16 protein-coding genes are annotated in these 18,794 nt (G+C 63.0%); 9 read left to right on the top strand and 7 right to left on the bottom strand.

The features are described 5' to 3' along the window. Nucleotides 1–67 precede the first annotated feature (67 nt). From uraH to BLU32_RS07770, 9 genes are all read left to right on the top strand, one after another. Nucleotides 68–427: a hydroxyisourate hydrolase gene (gene uraH, locus BLU32_RS07810; protein ID WP_093805894.1), complete on the top strand. Its 360-nt coding sequence runs from the start codon at nt 68–70 to the stop codon at nt 425–427. A gap of 3 nt (nt 428–430) precedes the next feature. Further along, complete coding sequence (xdhA, locus tag BLU32_RS07805) at nt 431–1,912, top strand: xanthine dehydrogenase small subunit (RefSeq protein ID WP_093805892.1); 1,482 nt, start codon at nt 431–433, stop codon at nt 1,910–1,912. Then, on the top strand, nt 1,902–4,259 hold the full coding sequence (gene xdhB, locus BLU32_RS07800; protein WP_093805890.1) for a xanthine dehydrogenase molybdopterin binding subunit: 2,358 nt from the start codon (nt 1,902–1,904) through the stop codon (nt 4,257–4,259). The genes xdhA and xdhB overlap by 11 nt, the downstream gene beginning before the upstream one ends. Then, nucleotides 4,256–5,266: a xanthine dehydrogenase accessory protein XdhC gene (gene xdhC / locus BLU32_RS07795; protein WP_093805888.1), complete on the top strand. Its 1,011-nt coding sequence runs from the start codon at nt 4,256–4,258 to the stop codon at nt 5,264–5,266. Before xdhB ends, xdhC begins: the two co-directional genes overlap by 4 nt. Before the next feature lie 16 nt (nt 5,267–5,282). Beyond that, nucleotides 5,283–6,869, top strand: coding sequence for an ABC transporter ATP-binding protein (locus BLU32_RS07790; RefSeq protein WP_093805886.1), 1,587 nt, complete (start codon nt 5,283–5,285; stop codon nt 6,867–6,869). Next, nucleotides 6,859–7,938 carry an ABC transporter permease gene (locus BLU32_RS07785; RefSeq protein WP_093805884.1) on the top strand — a complete coding sequence of 360 codons (1,080 nt, stop codon included), beginning with the start codon at nt 6,859–6,861 and terminating at the stop codon, nt 7,936–7,938. The genes BLU32_RS07790 and BLU32_RS07785 overlap by 11 nt, the downstream gene beginning before the upstream one ends. Before the next feature lie 3 nt (nt 7,939–7,941). Next, entirely contained in the window at nt 7,942–8,862 is a 921-nt protein-coding gene (locus BLU32_RS07780) for an ABC transporter permease (protein ID WP_093805882.1), read from the top strand. A 174-nt stretch (nt 8,863–9,036) separates the two neighbouring features. Continuing rightward, the gene (locus BLU32_RS07775) at nt 9,037–10,107 is read left to right on the top strand and encodes a BMP family ABC transporter substrate-binding protein (RefSeq protein ID WP_093810739.1); all 1,071 of its coding nucleotides are present in this window, start codon (nt 9,037–9,039) and stop codon (nt 10,105–10,107) included. 152 nt (nt 10,108–10,259) lie between these two features. Continuing rightward, nucleotides 10,260–11,498, top strand: coding sequence for a M20/M25/M40 family metallo-hydrolase (locus tag BLU32_RS07770; protein ID WP_093805880.1), 1,239 nt, complete (start codon nt 10,260–10,262; stop codon nt 11,496–11,498). A 381-nt stretch (nt 11,499–11,879) separates the two neighbouring features. Here the strand turns inward: BLU32_RS07770 and BLU32_RS07765 are convergent, their stop codons facing one another. The 7 genes from BLU32_RS07765 to BLU32_RS07735 form a co-directional block, all read right to left on the bottom strand. After that, nucleotides 11,880–12,422, bottom strand: a complete 543-nt coding sequence (locus BLU32_RS07765) for a regulatory protein RecX (protein ID WP_093805878.1) — start codon at nt 12,420–12,422, stop codon at nt 11,880–11,882. Continuing rightward, nucleotides 12,419–13,246: an MBL fold metallo-hydrolase gene (locus BLU32_RS07760; RefSeq protein WP_093805876.1), complete on the bottom strand. Its 828-nt coding sequence runs from the start codon at nt 13,244–13,246 to the stop codon at nt 12,419–12,421. Before BLU32_RS07760 ends, BLU32_RS07765 begins: the two co-directional genes overlap by 4 nt. Further along, nucleotides 13,243–14,037, bottom strand: a complete 795-nt coding sequence (locus BLU32_RS07755; protein ID WP_093805874.1) for a TatD family hydrolase — start codon at nt 14,035–14,037, stop codon at nt 13,243–13,245. The genes BLU32_RS07760 and BLU32_RS07755 overlap by 4 nt, the downstream gene beginning before the upstream one ends. Beyond that, nucleotides 14,037–15,602 (bottom strand): methionine--tRNA ligase, encoded by a 1,566-nt coding sequence (metG, locus tag BLU32_RS07750; RefSeq protein WP_093810737.1) that lies wholly within the window; start codon nt 15,600–15,602, stop codon nt 14,037–14,039. The genes BLU32_RS07755 and metG overlap by 1 nt, the downstream gene beginning before the upstream one ends. 121 nt (nt 15,603–15,723) lie before the next feature. Continuing rightward, nucleotides 15,724–16,794 carry a DNA polymerase III subunit delta' gene (locus tag BLU32_RS07745; protein WP_093805872.1) on the bottom strand — a complete coding sequence of 357 codons (1,071 nt, stop codon included), beginning with the start codon at nt 16,792–16,794 and terminating at the stop codon, nt 15,724–15,726. Nucleotides 16,795–16,799: 5 nt separating this feature from the next. After that, nucleotides 16,800–17,552, bottom strand: coding sequence for a dTMP kinase (gene tmk, locus BLU32_RS07740; protein ID WP_093805870.1), 753 nt, complete (start codon nt 17,550–17,552; stop codon nt 16,800–16,802). Continuing rightward, nucleotides 17,542–18,723, bottom strand: coding sequence for a D-alanyl-D-alanine carboxypeptidase family protein (locus BLU32_RS07735; protein WP_093805868.1), 1,182 nt, complete (start codon nt 18,721–18,723; stop codon nt 17,542–17,544). Before BLU32_RS07735 ends, tmk begins: the two co-directional genes overlap by 11 nt. Between the last annotated feature and the right edge of the window lie 71 nt (nt 18,724–18,794).

The raw sequence follows: 18,794 nt of genomic DNA, 5'->3' as shown, positions 1-18,794 counted from the left end.
GCACTCTTTCAAGGCATGACCAATCCATGGTCATCATGGGCTTGATCGCCAAAGACGGGATAGACTGATGGGACGACTGACGACACATGTTCTGGATACGGCACTCGGGCGTCCGGCAAGCGGGCTGACGCTCTCGCTCTGGCGCCGGGAGGATGGCGGCGACACCTTCTTGAAACTCACGGATGCCGTGACCAATGACGACGGCAGGGTCGACGGCCCGATCCTGAGCGATGCGGATTTCCGGCCCGGCGTCTATGAACTGCGCTTCGAGGCGGGCGACTATCTACGCTCCACGGTCGAACACTTGCCCGAGCCGCTGTTCCTGGATGTGATTCCGCTGCGCTTCGGCATCTCCGATCCCGACGCGCACTATCATGTGCCCCTGCTTTTGTCGCCCTTCGGCTATTCGACGTATCGCGGGAGCTGAGCCATGCGCAGCGCCATCCGTTTCCTTCATCGCGGCGACGTCGTCGAACTTTGCGAGGTCAGGCCGAACGAAACGGTGCTCGATTACCTTCGCCTGCGGCGGGGACTGTCCGGCACCAAGGAAGGCTGCGGGGAGGGGGATTGCGGGGCGTGCACGGTCGCTGTTGGCCGTGTGGTTGAGGGGCGGCTGGTCTATCAGCCGGTGAATTCCTGCATCCAGTTTCTCGGCATGCTCGACGGTGCGGAACTGGTGACGGTCGAGGATCTCGCGGCAGACGGCAAGCTGCACCCGGTGCAGCAGGCGATGGTCGACTGCCATGGGTCGCAATGCGGCTTCTGTACACCGGGCTTCATCATGAGCCTGTTTACGCTCTATCACGCGCCGGACGTGCCGGCGACGCGCAAGACCGTGACCGACTGGCTGGCAGGGAACCTGTGCCGCTGCACCGGGTATCGTCCGATCGTGGCCGCCGCGCTCGGCGCCTGTTTCGAGACCATCGACGACGCATTCTCGCGGCGTGCGGACGAGACGATGGCAGCGCTGACTGCGCTACAGGATGATATGGACGTGATGATTTCAAGCGGCGATGGGTTCTTCGCCGCGCCGGCGTCGGTCGATGCGTTGGCCGTACTTTATGAACAGCATCCCGACGCCACCATCCTGGCAGGGGCGACCGATGTCGGACTGTGGGTCACGAAACAGCTGCGATATCTACCGAAAATCATATGGATCGGGCGGGTCGCAGAACTGGAGGGTGCGGAGGAAACTGCCGGCGGCGTTTTGATGGGCGCCCGCGCAACCTTTGGCGACACCCATGATTTCATGGCTCGGATCGATCCGGATCTCGGCGAATTGTGGCGGCGCATCGGGTCGCGGCAGGTGCGCGCATCCGGCACCGTCTGCGGCAACATCGCCAATGGCTCGCCCATCGGCGACAGCCCGCCGGCCTTGATCGCGCTCGGAGCGACGCTTGAATTGCGCAAGGGCGCGGCCGCCCGCACGTTGCCGCTCGATGGATTTTTCCTCGATTATGGCAAGCAGGACCGCGAGCCCGGCGAAATCGTAACGGGTCTCTATGTGCCTCGGCTCGATCCGAACCACGCCTTTCGCTGCTTCAAGATCTCTAAGCGCTTCGATCAGGACATCACCGCCGTGCTTATGGCGGTTCGGCTGACGCTTGTCGATGGCGGCGTCACCGAGGCACGGATCGCCTATGGCGGCATGGCCCCGACGCCGAAGCGCGCGGAAGCGACGGAGATCGCGCTCGTGGGCGCGCGACCGGACAAACCGTCGACCTGGGCGGGGGCGCTGAAGGCTCTGGCTGAAGATTTCACTCCGATCGGCGATATGCGCGCAAGCGAGGACTATCGTCAGGAGGTGGCACGCGCCTTGCTAGCAAAGGCGCTGGTGGAAATCGGCGGAACGCCGGACGAACGCACGCGGATCACCGGCGCCCGGCGCGAGGAGGCTTCCCATGCCGCTTGAGGATAGGGGCGAAGACACGAACCCTTTGTCAGGCGACGACAGCGCGCTTGCAATCGTGCGGCAGCCCACCCCGCATGACAGCGCAATCAAGCATGTGAGCGGCAGTGCAACCTATGTCGACGACATTCGCGAGCCCGCCGGAACCCTTCATGTGGTGCCGGGTTGGGCAAGTGACGTCGTAAGAGGCGCGATTTCGGAGCTTGATCTGGAGCCTGTGCGGCAAAGTCCCGGTGTCGTGGCGGTGCTGACTTGCACGGATGTGCCGGGGAAGAACGACGTTTCGCCCGCCGTCGGCGACGAACCTATGCTTGCCGATCGCGAGATCCTTTACTGGGGACAGCCGATCTTCGCGGTGATCGCAACCAGCCGCGATGCCGCCCGACGCGCCGCCAGGAAAATGAAGATCGTCGCTGATCCACTGCCTCCGGTCCTGACCATCGATGATGCGCTGTCTGCCAACGAAACCGTTTTGCCCGACTATCAGTTTCGCAAGGGCTCGCCCGAGACCGGCCTTGCGACATCGCAAGCCAAGCTGCGCGGACAGATGGAGATCGGCGGGCAGGAGCATTTCTATCTGGAAGGGCAGGTGTCGCTTGCGGTTCCGGGTGAGGACAACGACGTCTTCGTCCACACGTCGTCGCAGCACCCGAGCGAAACGCAACATATCATCGCACGCGTGTTGTCGGTGCCGGATGCCGCCGTGACAGTGGAAGTCCGGCGCATGGGTGGCGGCTTTGGCGGCAAGGAAAGCCAGGCGAACCACTGGGCGGCGCTTGCGGCGCTCGCTGCCCGCGTCACCGGGCATGCCTGCAAGTTGCGGCTCGACCGCGACGACGACATGATCATGACCGGCAAGCGCCATGACTTCCGGGCCCATTGGACGCTTGGACATGACGAGGACGGGCGTATTCGCGCGGCAGAGATGCTGTTTCACGCCCGCTGCGGCTATTCGGCAGATCTGTCGCTTGGCGTCGTCGACCGCGCAATGTTTCACGCCGATTCCAGCTATTTTTATCCCGATGCGCTGATCCATTCGCGGCGGCTCAAGACCAATACCTGCTCCAACACCGCGTTTCGCGGCTTCGGCGGCCCGCAAGGCATGCTCGCGGCGGAGCGGATGATGGACGCGCTGGCGATCACCGTTGGCAAGGACCCGCTCGATGTGCGCAAACTGAATTTTTACGGCGCGGACCGAGACACGACACCCTATGGCATGCATGTGGAGGAACACGCCACCCTGCATGCGCTTGTGGAGCAGCTTGAGGAAAGCTCGCGCTACCGGGAACGCCGGGCCGCTGTTGGAGAATTCAATGCCCGCAGTCCGATCCTGAAGAGGGGACTTGCGCTGACGCCGGTGAAATTCGGCATTTCCTTCACCCTCAAGCATCTCAACCAGGCCGGCGCACTGGTGCATCTTTATACCGACGGATCGGTCCACCTGAATCACGGCGGTACGGAGATGGGGCAGGGGCTCTTCCAGAAGGTCGCGCAGATTGTCGCAGAGGTCTTCGGCGTAACGCTGGAACGGGTGAAGATCACCGCAACTCATACAGGCAAGGTTCCGAACACCGGCCCGACGGCGGCCTCCTCCGGCACAGACCTCAACGGCATGGCCGCGCAGATCGCTGCGGAAACCATCAAGACGCGGCTGATCGATTTTGCCTCCGAGCATCATGGCGTTGCGCGGGAAGACATCGCCTTTCGCGACAATCAGGTGTTTTTCGGGGATGAGGCGATGTCGCTGGAAGCGCTGGCACGTGCGGCGCATCTCGCCCGCATCCAGTTGTCGGCAACCGGGTTTTACGCGACGCCGAGCATCACCTGGGACCGACCGAGCGCCTCCGGGCGACCGTTCCACTATTTCGCCTATGGTGCGGCATGCTCCGAGGTCACCATCGACACGATGACGGGCGAAATGCGTGTCGATCGCGTCGACATTCTCCACGACGTCGGCAAGTCGCTCAATCCGGGCATCGACATCGGCCAGATCGAGGGCGGATTCGTCCAGGGTATGGGCTGGCTGACGACGGAGGAACTCGTCTGGGACGAAAGCGGTCGACTGCGCACGCATGCGCCGTCGACCTACAAGATCCCGACCGCATCGGATGTACCGGAGGATTTCCACGTGGCGCTCTATGCCTCTTCCGGCAATCCTTCGCCCACCGTGTTTCGCTCCAAGGCGGTCGGGGAGCCCCCCGTGATGCTCGCGATTTCGGTTTTCAGCGCCATTCACGATGCGGTCGCGAGCCTTGCACCGGGCCTGCTGCCCGACTTGAACGCGCCCGCGACTGCGGAGGAAATCCTGCGCGCCGTGACGGTGATGAAGCGGAGGAAATCGTCCGCATGAGAGCCTGGGCCTGCGTTTTGGCAATGCTTGAGGATGAACCCGCCTGTGTGCTGGTGACGGTCGTTGCCGTCGAAGGGTCCGCGCCGCGGGAGGCCGGTGCCCGCATGGTCGTCGACGCCGGGCGGCGCTTCCACGGAACCATCGGCGGCGGCATGCTGGAATATCAGACGATCGAGGCGGCCGCAGCCAACGCGCGGGCCGTACAGGATGGCTTTCGGCTTGAGCGAATGTCGCTTGGTCCGGATCTCGGACAATGTTGCGGGGGCCGGATCACGCTCGCGCTCGAGACGATTTCGCGGAAGCGACGCGCCGAAGTCGACCGTCTGGCACGGCTGGAAGCGGACGGTCTTTTCGTGACCAGTATGTCGATCCCCGAAAACGACGCCCCATCCCGGCGTGTCGTCTCGGATGAGCGGTGCCAATTGCAGGATGGTGCGAGGGTTCTGCTGAAGGAAAACACGCTGTACGAACGGTTCGGCAACGAGACGACGCCAGTGATGCTTTTTGGGGCAGGGCATGTCGGCAAGGCACTTGTCCTTGCGCTTGCTCCCTTGCCGTTCTCGGTTATCTGGATCGACAACCGGGCGGAGGTTTTCCCCGCGCGTGTTCCAGCCAATGTCCGCACGGTGCTGGCAACAGATCCGCTGCATGATGCGGCCAGCACCCCTGCGGGTGCCGACGTGCTTGTCATGACCCACGATCACGGGCTCGATCTCGCCATCGCCGATGTGGCGCTGCGCTGCCGCGGAATCGCCGGGGTCGGCATGATCGGAAGTGAGACGAAGGCTGCGCGGATGCGGTCGCGCCTTCTCTCCGCAGGGCACGATGCCGGCCTTCTCGACGCGGCTTTCCGCTGTCCGGTCGGCATTTCCGGGATCGCCTCTAAACTCCCGGCCGCGATAGCCGCATCGATTGCAGCAGAGCTGATCATGCGCCGGGATCATCGTTCTTGCGTCCACAAAAAACGACGGACCGGCCTTGCCGGCGCCGTCGATGCCATAGGATAAGGGGGCGGGGGATCACATGACAGTGGACGATACAACGACCCCGCAACACGGGGTGGTCCGTGAGCGGCACGGAACCATTCTCCTTGAAGCGCAAGGCATCACCAAACGCTTCGGCGACATTCTTGCCAACGACAGCGTGTCCTTGACGCTGCGCGCGGGTGAAATCCATGCGCTGCTTGGCGAAAACGGCGCCGGCAAGTCGACGCTGGTCAAAATCCTCTATGGTGCACTCGACCCCAATGAGGGAGACCTCACCTGGCAGGGACAATCCGTCACCATCGCGTCGCCGGCCGAGGCGAGGGCGCTCGGTATCGGCATGGTATTTCAGCATTTCTCGCTGTTCGAGGCCCTCACCGTTGCCGAAAACATCGCACTCGCCATGCCGCCCGGCCAGTCCTTCCGCGAGCTGTCGGAACGCATCCGCCATGTGTCTCGCGACTACGGACTGACGCTCGATCCTGCGGCAATCGTCGCCGATCTCTCGGTCGGCGTGCGCCAACGCATCGAGATCGTGCGCTGTCTCCTGCAGGAACCGCGCCTGATCATCATGGACGAGCCGACGTCCGTTCTGACGCCGCAGGAGGCAGACCAGCTGTTTGTCACCCTGGAGCGCCTGGCTTCGGAAGGCTGCGCGATCCTTTACATCTCGCATCGCCTGGAAGAAGTGCAGCGCATCTGCCACCATGCCACGATCATGCGTCACGGCAAGGTGGTGATGGAATGCGATCCAGCCGGGGAAACGGCCGGCTCGCTGGCGCGGCTCATGGTCGGCAGTGCCGTGCACGATCTCAAACGCGGCGTCGTTCCGCGCGAAGGCGATGTTCAACTCGCGCTGAAGGAGCTGAGTGCGACTGCGGAAGGTCCGTTTGCGGTTGCCATTGAAGACATCAACCTGGATGTGCGCGCCGGCGAAGTCGTTGCGATTGCCGGCATTGCGGGAAACGGCCAGAGTGAGCTCTTCGAACTCCTGTCCGGCGAGCGGCTCGCGTCGCGTGACACGGCGGTGACCATTGGCGGGACCCCGATGGGCCGCACCGGCATCACGAAGCGCCGCAGGGCCGGCGCGGCGTTCGTTCCGGAGGAACGGCTCGGACACGGGGCGGTGCCGGGGCTGAAGCTGTCGGAAAACCTTGTGCTGACCCGACACGGTACCGGCGACGGACTCGTGCAGGGCGGATTCCTCAAGACAGAGCGCGCCGGTGAACTGGAACAGAAGATCAAGAAGAACTTCGACGTTCGCATGTCGCATGACGATCCCGAGGCGCGCTCGCTGTCGGGCGGAAATCTCCAGAAATTCGTGATCGGCCGAGAACTCGATCGCCAGCCGGAGTTGCTTGTGGTGAATCAGCCGACCTGGGGGGTGGATGCAGGGGCTGCCGCACTCATTCGCCAGGAACTTATCGATCTGTCGCGCCATGGGGCGGCCGTTCTGGCGATCAGCCAGGATCTCGACGAGATTTTCGAGATCGCCGATCGGGTCGCGGTGATCTCGCGCGGAAAACTCTCGGAGGCGATACCTTCCCATAAATTGACGCGCGAGCGGATAGGACTGTTGATGGGCGGCCTCGACGAGGACAGCGGAGGCGCGGGCGATGCGGCTTGAACTCGAAAAACGTGCCGAACGCTCCACAGCGATGGCATTGCTGTCACCGGTGATCGCGATTGCGCTGACGCTGGTCACCGGCGCGATCCTGTTCGCGGCGCTCGGGCAAAACCCGGCGGTGGCGCTCTACGTGTTCTTCATCGACCCGCTAACGGCGTCCTGGTCGCTTCAGGAGCTGGTGGTGAAGGCAACGCCCCTCATCCTGATCGGCGTTGGTCTGGCGGTGTGTTTCCTGTCGAACACCTGGAACATCGGCGCGGAAGGGCAGTTCACTGCCGGAGCGCTCGCCGGCTCGATATTGCCGATCCTGCTTCCCGGTTTCGAGAATTTTCTCACCCTGCCGCTGATGCTCGTCATGGGGATCGTCGGCGGCATGTTGTGGGGTGGAATTCCGGCCGTGCTGAAGGTGCGGTTCGGCACAAACGAGATTCTGACAAGCCTGATGCTGGTCTATATTTCGCAACTCCTTCTCGATTGGCTTGTGCGCGGACCCTGGCGCGATCCGGAAGGCTTCAACTTCCCGGAAAGCCGGGTGTTTTCGGAGGCGGCGACCTTGCCGGCGCTTGCCGACGGGCGCATGCATGTCGGGGCGATCTTCGCGGTGATTGTCGTCATTGCCCTGGCGGTCGTGCTGATGAAGACGCTCAAGGGCTTCGAGATCAAGGTTCTGGGGCAGGCGCCGCGCGCCGGGGGGTTTGCCGGGTTCTCACGCAACAAGATGATCCTTTTTGCCTTCCTGCTGTCCGGCGGGCTTGCCGGGCTTGCCGGCATCGGCGAAGTGTCGGGGTCGGTCAACCAGCTCACGCCGGTGATCTCGCCCGGCTACGGCTTTACCGCGATCATCGTCGCATTTCTGGGCCGGCTCAATCCGATCGGAATCTTCTTCTCCGGCTTCCTGCTTGCTCTTTCCTACCTTGGCGGAGAGGCCGCGCAGGTCACGCTCGGCATATCCGACAAGACCACCCGGGTCTTTCAGGGGCTTTTGCTGTTTTATGTGCTCGCTTGCGACACGTTGATCCTCTACCGGATCCGTTTTGCCAAGCCGAGCGTCACCGCCAAGGGGGCCTGAGCGATGGGGGCGTTTGAATCCATTCTTTTCACCGTCATCACGGCGGCGACCCCGTTGCTGCTGGCGGCCATCGGCGAACTCGTGGTGGAGCGTTCGGGGGTATTGAACCTGGGCGTCGAGGGCATGATGATCGTCGGTGCCGTTATGGGCTTCGCCGGCGCGCAGGCCACGGGATCGCCCTACATGGGCGCGGTTTTCGCGCTCGTGTCAGGCATGGGCATGGCGCTCCTGTTCGGGTTTCTCACGCTGCATCTGGTCGCCAATCAGGTTGCGACCGGACTGGCTTTGACATTGCTCGGCCTCGGCCTGTCCGGCATGATCGGGGAGGCCTTCGTCGGACAGCCGGGCATCCGCTTGACCGGCATCTCCATCCCGGTTCTGAGCGATCTTCCGCTGATCGGGCGGCTGGTGTTCGGGCAGGATATCCTCGTCTATCTGTCGCTTGCACTGGTTGCCGGGGTTTCATACGTGCTGTTTCGAACGCGTGCCGGTCTCGTCATCCGTGCGGTCGGCGACAATCACGCCTCCGCCCATGCGCTTGGCGTTTCAGTGATCAAGGTGCGCTATCTTGCGGTATTGTTCGGCGGCGCCTGCGCGGGCCTGGCGGGGGGGTATCTGTCGCTCGTCTATACGCCGCAATGGGTCGAGGGCATGACTGCTGGGAGGGGCTGGATCGCGCTGGCGCTGGTCGTTTTCGCGACCTGGCGCCCGGTGCGGGTGCTCGCTGGCGCCTATCTCTTCGGTGCGGTCGGGATCTTGCAATTTCATGCCCAGGCGCATGGGGTCGGGATCCCCTCACAGTTCCTGTCCGCGCTTCCCTATATCGCGACCATCGCCGTGCTTGTCATCATCTCCCGGAACCGCATACTTACACGGGTCAACACCCCGGCCTGCCTGGGACGGCCGTTCGTGCCGGATCGCTGAGCATGCGACGCGGATCGAACGGGTGCGGACCAATCGCGCAAGGCAAACAATCGCGTGGAGCGAGAGAGCAGGGGACGGGAACGAACACAAGGGCTGCGTGCCGGAAAGGAGATGACCGCCGGCACAGAATTTGAAAAAACCTTCGCATTTGGAAACGAGGAACAGGAGCCTCACATGAAAAAACTATTCGGGATCGCGCTTGCCGCGGCACTCGGACTTGGGATGGTCGGCGCACAGGCGGCCGACGACAAGCTCAAGGTCGGCTTCATCTATCTCGGACCGATCGGCGATCACGGCTGGTCCTACCAGCACAACCAGGGACGGCTGGCGATCGAGGCGGCTTTCGGCGACAAGGTCGAGACCACCTATATCGAGAACGTGTCCGAGGGTCCGGATGCGGAACGCGCCATCGAGCGTCTTGCGCGTGACGGCGCGGGCCTCATCTTCACCACCTCGTTCGGCTTCATGAACCCGACCCTGAAGGTCGCCAAGAAATTCCCGGACGTGAATTTCGAACATGCCACCGGCTACAAGCGGGCGGACAATGTCTCGACCTATTCGGCACGCTTCTACGAGGGCCGCTACGTCATCGGCCAGATCGCGGCGAAAGTGTCGAAAACCGGCACGGCCGGCTACATCGGCTCCTTCCCGATCCCGGAGGTCGTGCGCGGCATCAATTCCTTCATGCTGGGCGCGCAATCGGTCAATCCGGACTTCAAGCTCAAGATCGTATGGGTCAACGACTGGTACAATCCGGGCAAGGAAGCCGACGCCGCCAAGGCGCTGCTCGACCAGGGGGCGGACGTGATCAGCCAGCACACCGACAGCCCGGCTTCGCTGCAGGTCGCCGAGGAGCGCGGTGCGGTCGGCTTCGGCCAGGCGACCGACATGATCAGGTTCGCACCCAAGGCGCAGCTCACGGCCATCGTCGACGACTGGAGCGTCTATTATGTCAACCGCGTTCAGGCCGCCCTCGACGGCACCTGGAAGAGCGAAGATATCTGGGGCGGTTTCGCCAAGGACATGGTGCTGATGGCACCGTTCACGAACCTTCCCGAGAACGTTGCCAATGAAGCCGCCGCAATGACGGACAAGATCCGCAGCGGCGAATTCCATCCCTTTACGGGCCCGATCTACAAGCAGAACGGCGATCTGGCGGTTGAGGATGGCATCATCCTTGACGACGGATCGCTGCTCGGCATGAACTGGTACGTCAAGGGTATTGACGACCAGCTTCCGCAGTAAGGCACCAACCGAAGCGGCGGCGGGTCGATGTCCGCCGCCGTTTCCTGTCCGGTTTGCGGACATCTTGCCAATCCGACGGGCGCAGTGGATTGGTGTCATGGTCCAAGGGGCCTCGCGCCGGGACCGGGGCAATCCCGGCAAGGATACGGACAATGACTGCCGCAGACGACGCGCGCTTTTCCAGGCAATTGGACTTTCTCAAACATCTCATTCGCGTGCCGAGCGAAAATCCGCCCGGCGACATGACCGAGTTCGCAGAGGCAACGGCGGCGGCGTTGCAGGACCTCGGCCTTCACCCGGAATGGCATCCGGTGCCGGAACCCTTTGTCCGCCAGGCCGGCATGCGCAGCGTGGTCAACCTCATCGTACGGCGCAGCTTTGGCGAGGGCGGGCCCGTGGTTGCGCTCAATGCGCATGGCGATGTCATTCCAGCCGGTGACGGGTGGAGCGTCGATCCTTTTGGCGCGGAGGAGGCGCGCGGCGCGCTCTATGGCCGCGGCACGGTCTTCGGCAAGTCCGACATCAGTGTTTATGTGTTCGCGCTGCTTGCCGTAAGCGACGCACCCGAGGACCTGAACGGCACGGTTGAACTTCATATCACCTGTGACGAGGAGGCCGGCGGAACGCTTGGGCCGCGCTGGCTGCTCGGTCAGGATCTCACCAAGCCGGATTGCGTGATCGCCTCGGGATTCAGCCGTTCGGTCACGACAGCGCACAACGGCTGCCTTCAGGTGGAAGTGATTGTGCGCGGACGCGCGGCTCATGCTGCGGCGCCTCACGGCGGCATTGATGCACTGGAAGCCGCGACCGGAATTCTGTCCGCCCTATACGGCGAACGCGACCGGATCGCGCAGCGTCCGAGCACCGTCGACACCGAGATGATGCCATTGCTCACCGTCGGCATGATCCAGGGCGGTGTGAACACAAATGTCGTGCCGGACCGCGTGATGCTGCGTATCGACCGGCGGCTCGTCCCCGAAGAAACGGGGGAGGCGGTCGAGGCGGAGTTGTTCGCATTGATCGAGGCCGCGGTGTCGCCGCGCGATGGCCTGGAGGTGGAATGCCGCAGGCTCCTGCTTGCCGAACCCTTGCGCCCGGTCGCGGGTGCCGAGCGGCTGGCCGACACCGTACAATCGGAAATCCGGAAGCTTTTCCCCCAGCCGCAGCCGCGCATCACGGGGTCTCCGCTCTTCAGCGATGCGCGCCACTATGCCGATGCCGGCATTCCCACGGTTCTTTATGGATCGGGGCCGGACTCGCTTGTGGCCGCGAACGCCTATGCCACCGATGAACACGTGCAGCTGAGCGATATTCGCGCTGCGACCGATGTGGTGACAGCAACCTTGCGTCGGCTGCTGACCTCTCCGGATCCGGATACACCGGCGACCTGATACGGCGCTGTCAGACCCTGCAGTTGCTGCTGCCGGGCAGGATCACGTCGGCCTGCCGGTGATAGCCAAAGTCGCGGCGGCTCTCAGTTCAGCGCCAAACCCGGTTGCCAAGTCCGATTGCCAGGTTGGTACCGGAGACACCGGGAGGGCGTTCCGCGCTTCAGTCAATCGTGTGCAAGGCGGTCTGCGTGTCGCATGTTACTAATTCGCATAATATATATTATGGAACTTATTTATGTCAGCCAGGTGGCATTCCTGTTTGATTCCGCTTCGCAAGATGCACGTCATCTCAGGTACTTCGCGTTTTTTCTTCATCCACAGCGCCGGTGACGACGTGCCCTGTATGGCGGCCTTGTCGGACAAGGACGCCTTTGCACAACGTCACGTTTCGTCGGTATCGCTTAAAAGCGTGTCGCTGTCGCTCGCCTCGACAACTTTGCGCGCCAGCGACAGCCGGAACCCTTGACGGCACAAGGAGGCAATCTCCTTGCGCTGGCGTTCAGTGTCGGCACCACCCTTGCGCCAGGGTCCGAAGCGCTTCTTGCGTGCCGCGATGCAGGCAGCCGCGAGATCTGTGGTTTCGTCGCGCGCGAGCAGCGTCTCGGCCATCTCCTGGGAAATGCCCTTGGTCTGCAACACCGCTGCGATGCGACGGGCCGAGCGTCCCTTGCGGCGCTCGGAGATGATCTTTGATTCCGCGTAGAGCCTGTCATCGACCAACCCGGACGCCTCGCAGCGCGACACCACGATGTCGATCAAATGCGCAAAAGTCGCCGGGTCTTCCTCGAGTGCTGCGGCGACGCGCCAGACCTTGCGTTCCAGCACACGGCGCAGGTTGCCCGCGCTCGATCCGTAGCGGTCGAGATAATGCAAGGCCGCGCGCATCAACCGCTCTTCGGTCGGCGCGCGCATCTTGCGGGTCATTTCGGTTCGTGACCCGGAGCCCCGCGAAACCGCATCCCGTCGTAGGCCGGCACCACACCGTCGGGCAATTCCTGCGTCAGGGTGGCGTAGTCCATATCGATATGCATGTTCGTCAGGATCGCCCGTTTCGGGGCAAGGTCACGAATGCATTCAAGCGCATCGTCGAGGGAAAAATGGCTCGGATGTGGCGTGCGTCGAAGGGCATCGATCACCCAGGTGTCCAGGCCTTCGAAGGTTGGCCGTGATGCGTCCGGAATGCTTTTGACATCTGGAAGATAGGCAACAGATCCAAAGCGAAAGCCGAGTGCGTTGATGTCGCCATGGGCCACCTTGACAGGCTGGAACGGGATCGGCCCACCGGCGCCGTCGATCGTGTAGTGTTTGCCAGGTTCGATGCGGTTCTCTTTCAGGATCGGCGGATAGCTCGATCCCTCGGGCGTTTTGAACCCGTAGAAGAACAGGTCGTGTGCGCGAACCGACGTCGTTGCATCCATATGCACGGGGATAAGTTGTCTGTGCGTGATCGCGAGCGGCCGCAGATCGTCGATCCCATGCAGGTGATCAGCGTGGGCATGGGTCAAGAGCACGGCGTCCAGATGCGTCACGCGGGCATCGAGAAGCTGCTGTCTCAGATCCGGCCCGGCATCCACGAGAACGGTGGTGGTGCCGCCCTTCCCCGTTCGCTGCACCAGCAAGGCGCACCGATTGCGGCGGTTTTTCGGCTCATCCGGATCGCAGTCGCCCCAGAGATTGCCGACGCGCGGCACCCCTGCGGAGGATCCGCAGCCGAGGATCGTGAATTCCAATTCCCCATCGTCGCTCATTGCGCAGCCACTCCCGGAACCCTGGAAAACAGGCGGAAGAAGTTCTCGCTGGTCTGACGTGCCATGTCCTCTTCCGAGACGCCCCGGGCCTCGGCGAGCACCCTGTTTGTATGTGCGACATAGGCCGGTTCGTTGCGCTTGCCGCGCCAGGGTTGCGGCGCCAGATAGGGTGCGTCGGTTTCCACCAGAAGCCGATCCGCCGGCAGATCGGCTGCAATCGCGCGCAGTTCGTCTGAGCGCTTGAAGGTCAGAATGCCGGAAAACGACACATAGAGCCCCAGATCAATGCCGGTCATCGCCAGGTCGCGACCCGACGAGAAGCAATGCAGGAGAGCTGGAAACGCGCCCTTCTCGGTTTCCTCTGTCAGGATACGCGCCATGTCGTCGTCAGCATCGCGAGAATGAATGACAAGCGGCAGGCCGGTTTCGCGTGCGGCCGCGATGTGGCGGCGAAGCCCGCTGGCCTGCGCTTCGCGCGGGGACTTGTCATAAAAGTAGTCGAGCCCGGCCTCACCGATAGCGACGACCTTCTCATGCGCGGACAGGCGCACGAGATCCTCGATCGAGACCGCCATTTCCGCCTCTTCCCCGGCGTTGTGCGGATGGGTGCCGACGGAGCAATAGACACAAGGATAGTGTTCGGCGAGCGCTCGGATCCGATCGAACATCGCAACCCGGGTCGAGATCGTCACCATTAGCGCGACACCGGCTGTATTGGCGCGCTCGATGATCGCGTCGCGCTCGGCGTCGAAGTCTGGAAAATCGAGATGGCAATGGCTGTCGACCAGCATCAGGCGGCTCCGCTGTCGGTTGTTTCGGCCTCCACATAGCGCGGAAAGACACCGGCGGGCTTCGGCAGTTCGGTGCCCGGTGTCAGGCGTCCGCAGTCACCCACCGCATCAAAGCCGCGTGCGGTGTGATCGACCTTGAGAAGGTCGAGAAGCTTTTCCGCGCTCGTCGGCATGACCGGTTGCGCCAGGATCGCCACCTGGCGGATAACCTCGGCCGTCACATACAAGACGGTGCCCATGCGTTCGGGATCGGTCTTCTTCAACGCCCAGGGCTCCTGACCGGCGAAATACCGGTTGGCTTCTCCGACACAGGCCCACACGCAGGCAAGCATCTGGTGGATCGCCTGTTTGTCCATCGCCGCGCGCGACGTCGCCAGCATCGCGTCAGCTTGGGCAAGCATCGCCCTATCCTCGGCGCTGAGGTCTCCCGGCGCGGGCAGAGTTCCGCCACAGTTCTTGCCGATCATCGACAGCGAGCGTTGCGCCAGATTGCCGAGATCATTGGCGAGATCGGCATTGATCCGGTTGACGATGGCATCGTGGCTGTAGTTGCCGTCCTGTCCGAATGGCACCTCCCGCAGGAAAAAATAGCGAACAGCATCAAGCCCGTAGTGGTCGATCAGCGCGAAGGGATCGATCACGTTTCCGACCGACTTCGACATCTTCTCGCCCTTGTTGAACAAGAAACCATGCGCGAACACGCGCTTCGGCAGCTCAATGCCGGCGGACATCAGGAAGGCCGGCCAATAGACCGCATGGAAGCGCACGATGTCCTTGCCGATCACATGCAGGTTCGCGGGCCAGAACCGCCAGCGCGGATCGCTTTCATCGGGAAAGCCTGCACCGGTGATGTAGTTGGTGAGCGCATCCACCCAGACATACATGACATGGCGCTCGTCGCCGGGCACAGGCACGCCCCAGTCGAAGGTCGTTCGCGAAATCGACAGATCCCTCAGGCCGCGCTTGACGAAACTGGCGACCTCGTTGCGCCGCTCGTCCGGACCGATGAAATCGGGATTGGCCTCGTAATGGGCGAGCAACTTGTCCTGATAGTTGGACAATCGAAAGAAATAGCTTTCCTCTTCGACCCATTCCACCGGAGACCCCTGCGGTCCATAGCGCACCCCGTCGTCGCGCAGTTCGGTCTCGTTTTCTTGGTAATAGGCCTCGTCGCGCACTGAGTACCAGCCGGAATAACTGTCTTTGTAGATGTCGCCATTGGCAGCCATCCGGCGCCATATTTCCTGGCTTGCCGCATGGTGACGCGGTTCGACGGTGCGGATGAAGTCGTCATTCGAGCACCCGAGAGCCGCGACCATTTCCTGGAAGCGCGCCGCGTTGCGATCGGCCAGATCGCGAACCGGGATGCCCTCGCCGCGCGCGGTCTGCAGCATCTTTTGTCCATGCTCGTCGGTTCCGGTCAGAAACAGCACGTCGCGTCCGTCGAGCCGCTGGAACCGGGCGATGGCATCCGTCGCGATCGCCTCATAGGCATGTCCGATGTGGGGAACGCCGTTGGGGTAGGAAATCGCCGTCGAGACGAGAAAGGGAGATCGGTCGGTCATGAACGTCTTGTCGATCCGGAGTTCGGTGGCCATGGGAAAGCGCGGCATTCGCCCACGCAGAACAGGGTCGTCCGCGCAACAGGCGGCAGGCGTCGTCTCAAAACCGCGCGCGCCTTAATGGTCAGCTGCTTGCGGTTTCCGCCAAGTCGCGAAACACGTTCAACACGAGCTGCTTGCGATCAAGGTTGAAAGCGTCTGCCTCGCGGGCGGCTTGGCTCGTCTTTTCCCATACCTCGGCGACCCTGACAAGGCGCTGCAACGCCATGCCGGACGCCGGATCGAGACGCGAATGAAGGTGGTCTGCAACGAGATCCTGGAACAACGTCCATGCATCGTCGGCACCGCTGCGGGCAACCGCATCGGCAAAACCATGCGCCTGAGCGACGTCGATGTCCGGAAGCTGTTTCACAAGCCCGGCAAAGCCATCGGCCAGTTCAATTGCATCGCTTGATGCCAGCATGATTGCCTTTCTGAGACTGCCGTGCGCGAGCGCGGCCGCGCGTTCGGCTTCGCGCGTCTCCTTTGCGGCGACGCCGAATTCGGCAAGCCCGGCGACGACCTCCTCGTTTTGCAAAGGCTGCGTCGTCAGCATGCGACAGCGCGAGCGAATGGTCGGCAACAGCTGCCCCGGGGAATGCGCAAGAACAAGAAACAGCGAGCGCTTCGGCGGCTCCTCCAGGACCTTCAAAAGTGCGTTGGCGGCGTTCTGGTTCATGTCGTCGGCCGCATCGACGATACAGATCCGCCATGACCCTTGCGAACCGGTCGATCCAAAAAACGGCACCGCGCGCCGCACCTCGTCGACCGTCAGGTCCTGCTTGAACTTGTCCTTGGACTTGCGCTTCGCATCATAGGGCCGCTTGAGGTGCAGGATGCCTGGATGTGCGCCCGCGGCCACCTTGCGAAAGGTCGGATCGTCGGGCAAGACCGTCAGGTTCGTGGCTGTCCGCACCGCAGCGAAAACCGGATCGGGATGGGCCAGCACGAAACGGGCGAAGCGCAGCGCCAGCGTCGCCTTGCCGATCCCCTTGGGGCCAGCCAGGATCCAGGCATGATGCATCCGGCTCGAGCGATAGGCCTCCAGAAGCGCGTGTTCCGCCGCTGCATGGCCATAAAGGACCGTGCGTTCGCGTGGCAGTGGGATGCCGTCCAGTGCATCCGCTTCGAAGGCATGGGCGTCATGCGGATCCATCGCGGTCAGCCTCCGATCCGGTCGCGGCGGGCATCGGGTGCAGCGGGTCCCGCATGACCAAGGTCGACCGGAAAGCGCGCACGCACCGCCTGCCAGATCTCGTTTGCCACGGCATCGGCCGACGTGCCGCCATCGATGACAGCGAAACGCGACGGTTCCGAGGCAGCCAGATCTAGAAAGAGCTGACGCCGTCGCATGTGCACCTCCTTCGTGTCTGTCTCGAAGCGGTCGGGATCGCTGGAGGACCCGCTGGCACCGCTGCGCGCAGCCACCCTGGACAGGCCGACGTCCGGCGAAACGTCGATCAAAACGGTCATGTCGGGCCGATATCCACCGACGGCCACGGCTTCCAGCCGGTCGAGAAAGGCGGGATCGACTCCGGCCTCGCCCTGATACACACGGGTGCTGTCTGCGAAGCGGTCGCACAGCACCCAGTCTCCGGAAGCGAGCGCCGGGCGGATCTTTTCATCCACATGATCGGCGCGCGCGGCGGCGAACATCACCGCCTCCATTTCGGCACCAAGCGGCTTGACCTTACCGGACAAGAGCAACTCGCGAATTGTCTCCGCCGTTGGAGACCCTCCCGGCTCCCGGGTCACGATCGCCGAGATACCGGCCGCGTTCAGCCGGTCTTTCAGGCGGGAAATCTGGGTGGATTTCCCCGCCCCTTCTCCCCCCTCGAAGGTGATGAAGCGTCCCTGCCTTGGCAATTCGCTTAAGGCCTCACGTGTTGCACCGACACGCTCTTCATCCCTCATCGAGCCACCATCCAAAAAGTGTTTCACGCAACGCGTCCGCGGCCCGACCGGTTACCGTCCCCCGTGCAACAGCTTCGGCGGTCGACAGCGGAACGCGGAAAACGACATTCCGGTCGCGCATTACCCGCAACTCGCCGACGGTCTCGCCGCGTTCCACGGGCGCCTTCAGGGGGCCGGTATAGATCACCCTCAGCCGGTAGTCGCGCTTGCTGCCGCGCGGCAGCAGGACTTCCACGGGCTCGCGCGCCAGAAGCTCGACACTGGACTGCGTGCCTCCGAATACACGGGCCTCGGCGAGTGCCGCGCCCTTTTCGAACAGGACGACATCCTCGAAATCCTTCTCCAGACTGTCGAAAAGCGCCCTGAGGGCATCTGTCCGCTCCTCTGCCGAAGGCTGTCCCGCAACCACCGCGATCAGGCGGCGGTTTGCCCTCAGGACCGACCCGACGCCGTTGTAGCCGGATTTCTCGCTGGAGCCGGCCGCAAGCCCGTCGATCCCGGCGATCTCGCCGATCAAGGGGTTCTTGTTGCGCTGGAAAATACCGTTCCAGGCAAAGTCGGGAAGGCTGAAAAGCGCATATCGGTCCATATGACGGGTCAGGACGAACCCCGCAAGGCGTGCCAGGTCGGCCGCAGTGGTCACCGCGCCTGGAGCCTCATAGCCGGTTGGATTTGCAAACCGGCTCCCGGTCATGCCGATCCGCTCGGCCAATGCATTCATCCGCAAGGAGAAGGCGTCTTCGCTGCCCTCAAGCCCTTCGGCAAGGACGATTGCGGCGTCGTTCGCGTTCTGGACGATCAGCCCCTTCAGCAGATCCAGGACGGGAACCTCGCTTTTCAGCCGGGCGAACATGGTCGTGCCGCCGGACGGCGCACCGCCACTGCGCCAGGCGTGTTCGCTGACGGGAAAGAGGGTGTCTTCGGAGATCTCACCCGCCGACAGGGCTTCGAAGACCACGGCGGCGGTCATCAGTTTCGCGGTGGAGCCGGGCTGGAAGGCGACGTTGGCGTTGCGACTGTTCAACAGCGTGCCGGTGCTGAAATCCAGAAGCAGAACGGGCGGTTCTGGCTTGCCGTTCCCGGTTGCCTCTTGCGCAAGGGGCAGGCCGGCCGGTGCAACGAGGGCAAGCAGGACGGCAAGAAGTGCTGAAAACCGCGTGCGCCCGCTCATTTAGACACCACCTTCATGGTCTGACGTCACGACGAAAAACGTCCCGGACGACGGTGTCCGGGACGTTGACC

This window comes from Stappia sp. ES.058, from assembly GCF_900105595.1.
Classification (GTDB): Bacteria; Pseudomonadota; Alphaproteobacteria; order Rhizobiales; family Stappiaceae; genus Stappia.
Note: the sequence above shows the minus strand (reverse complement) of the source record. Positions and strands in the feature narration are given on the sequence as shown.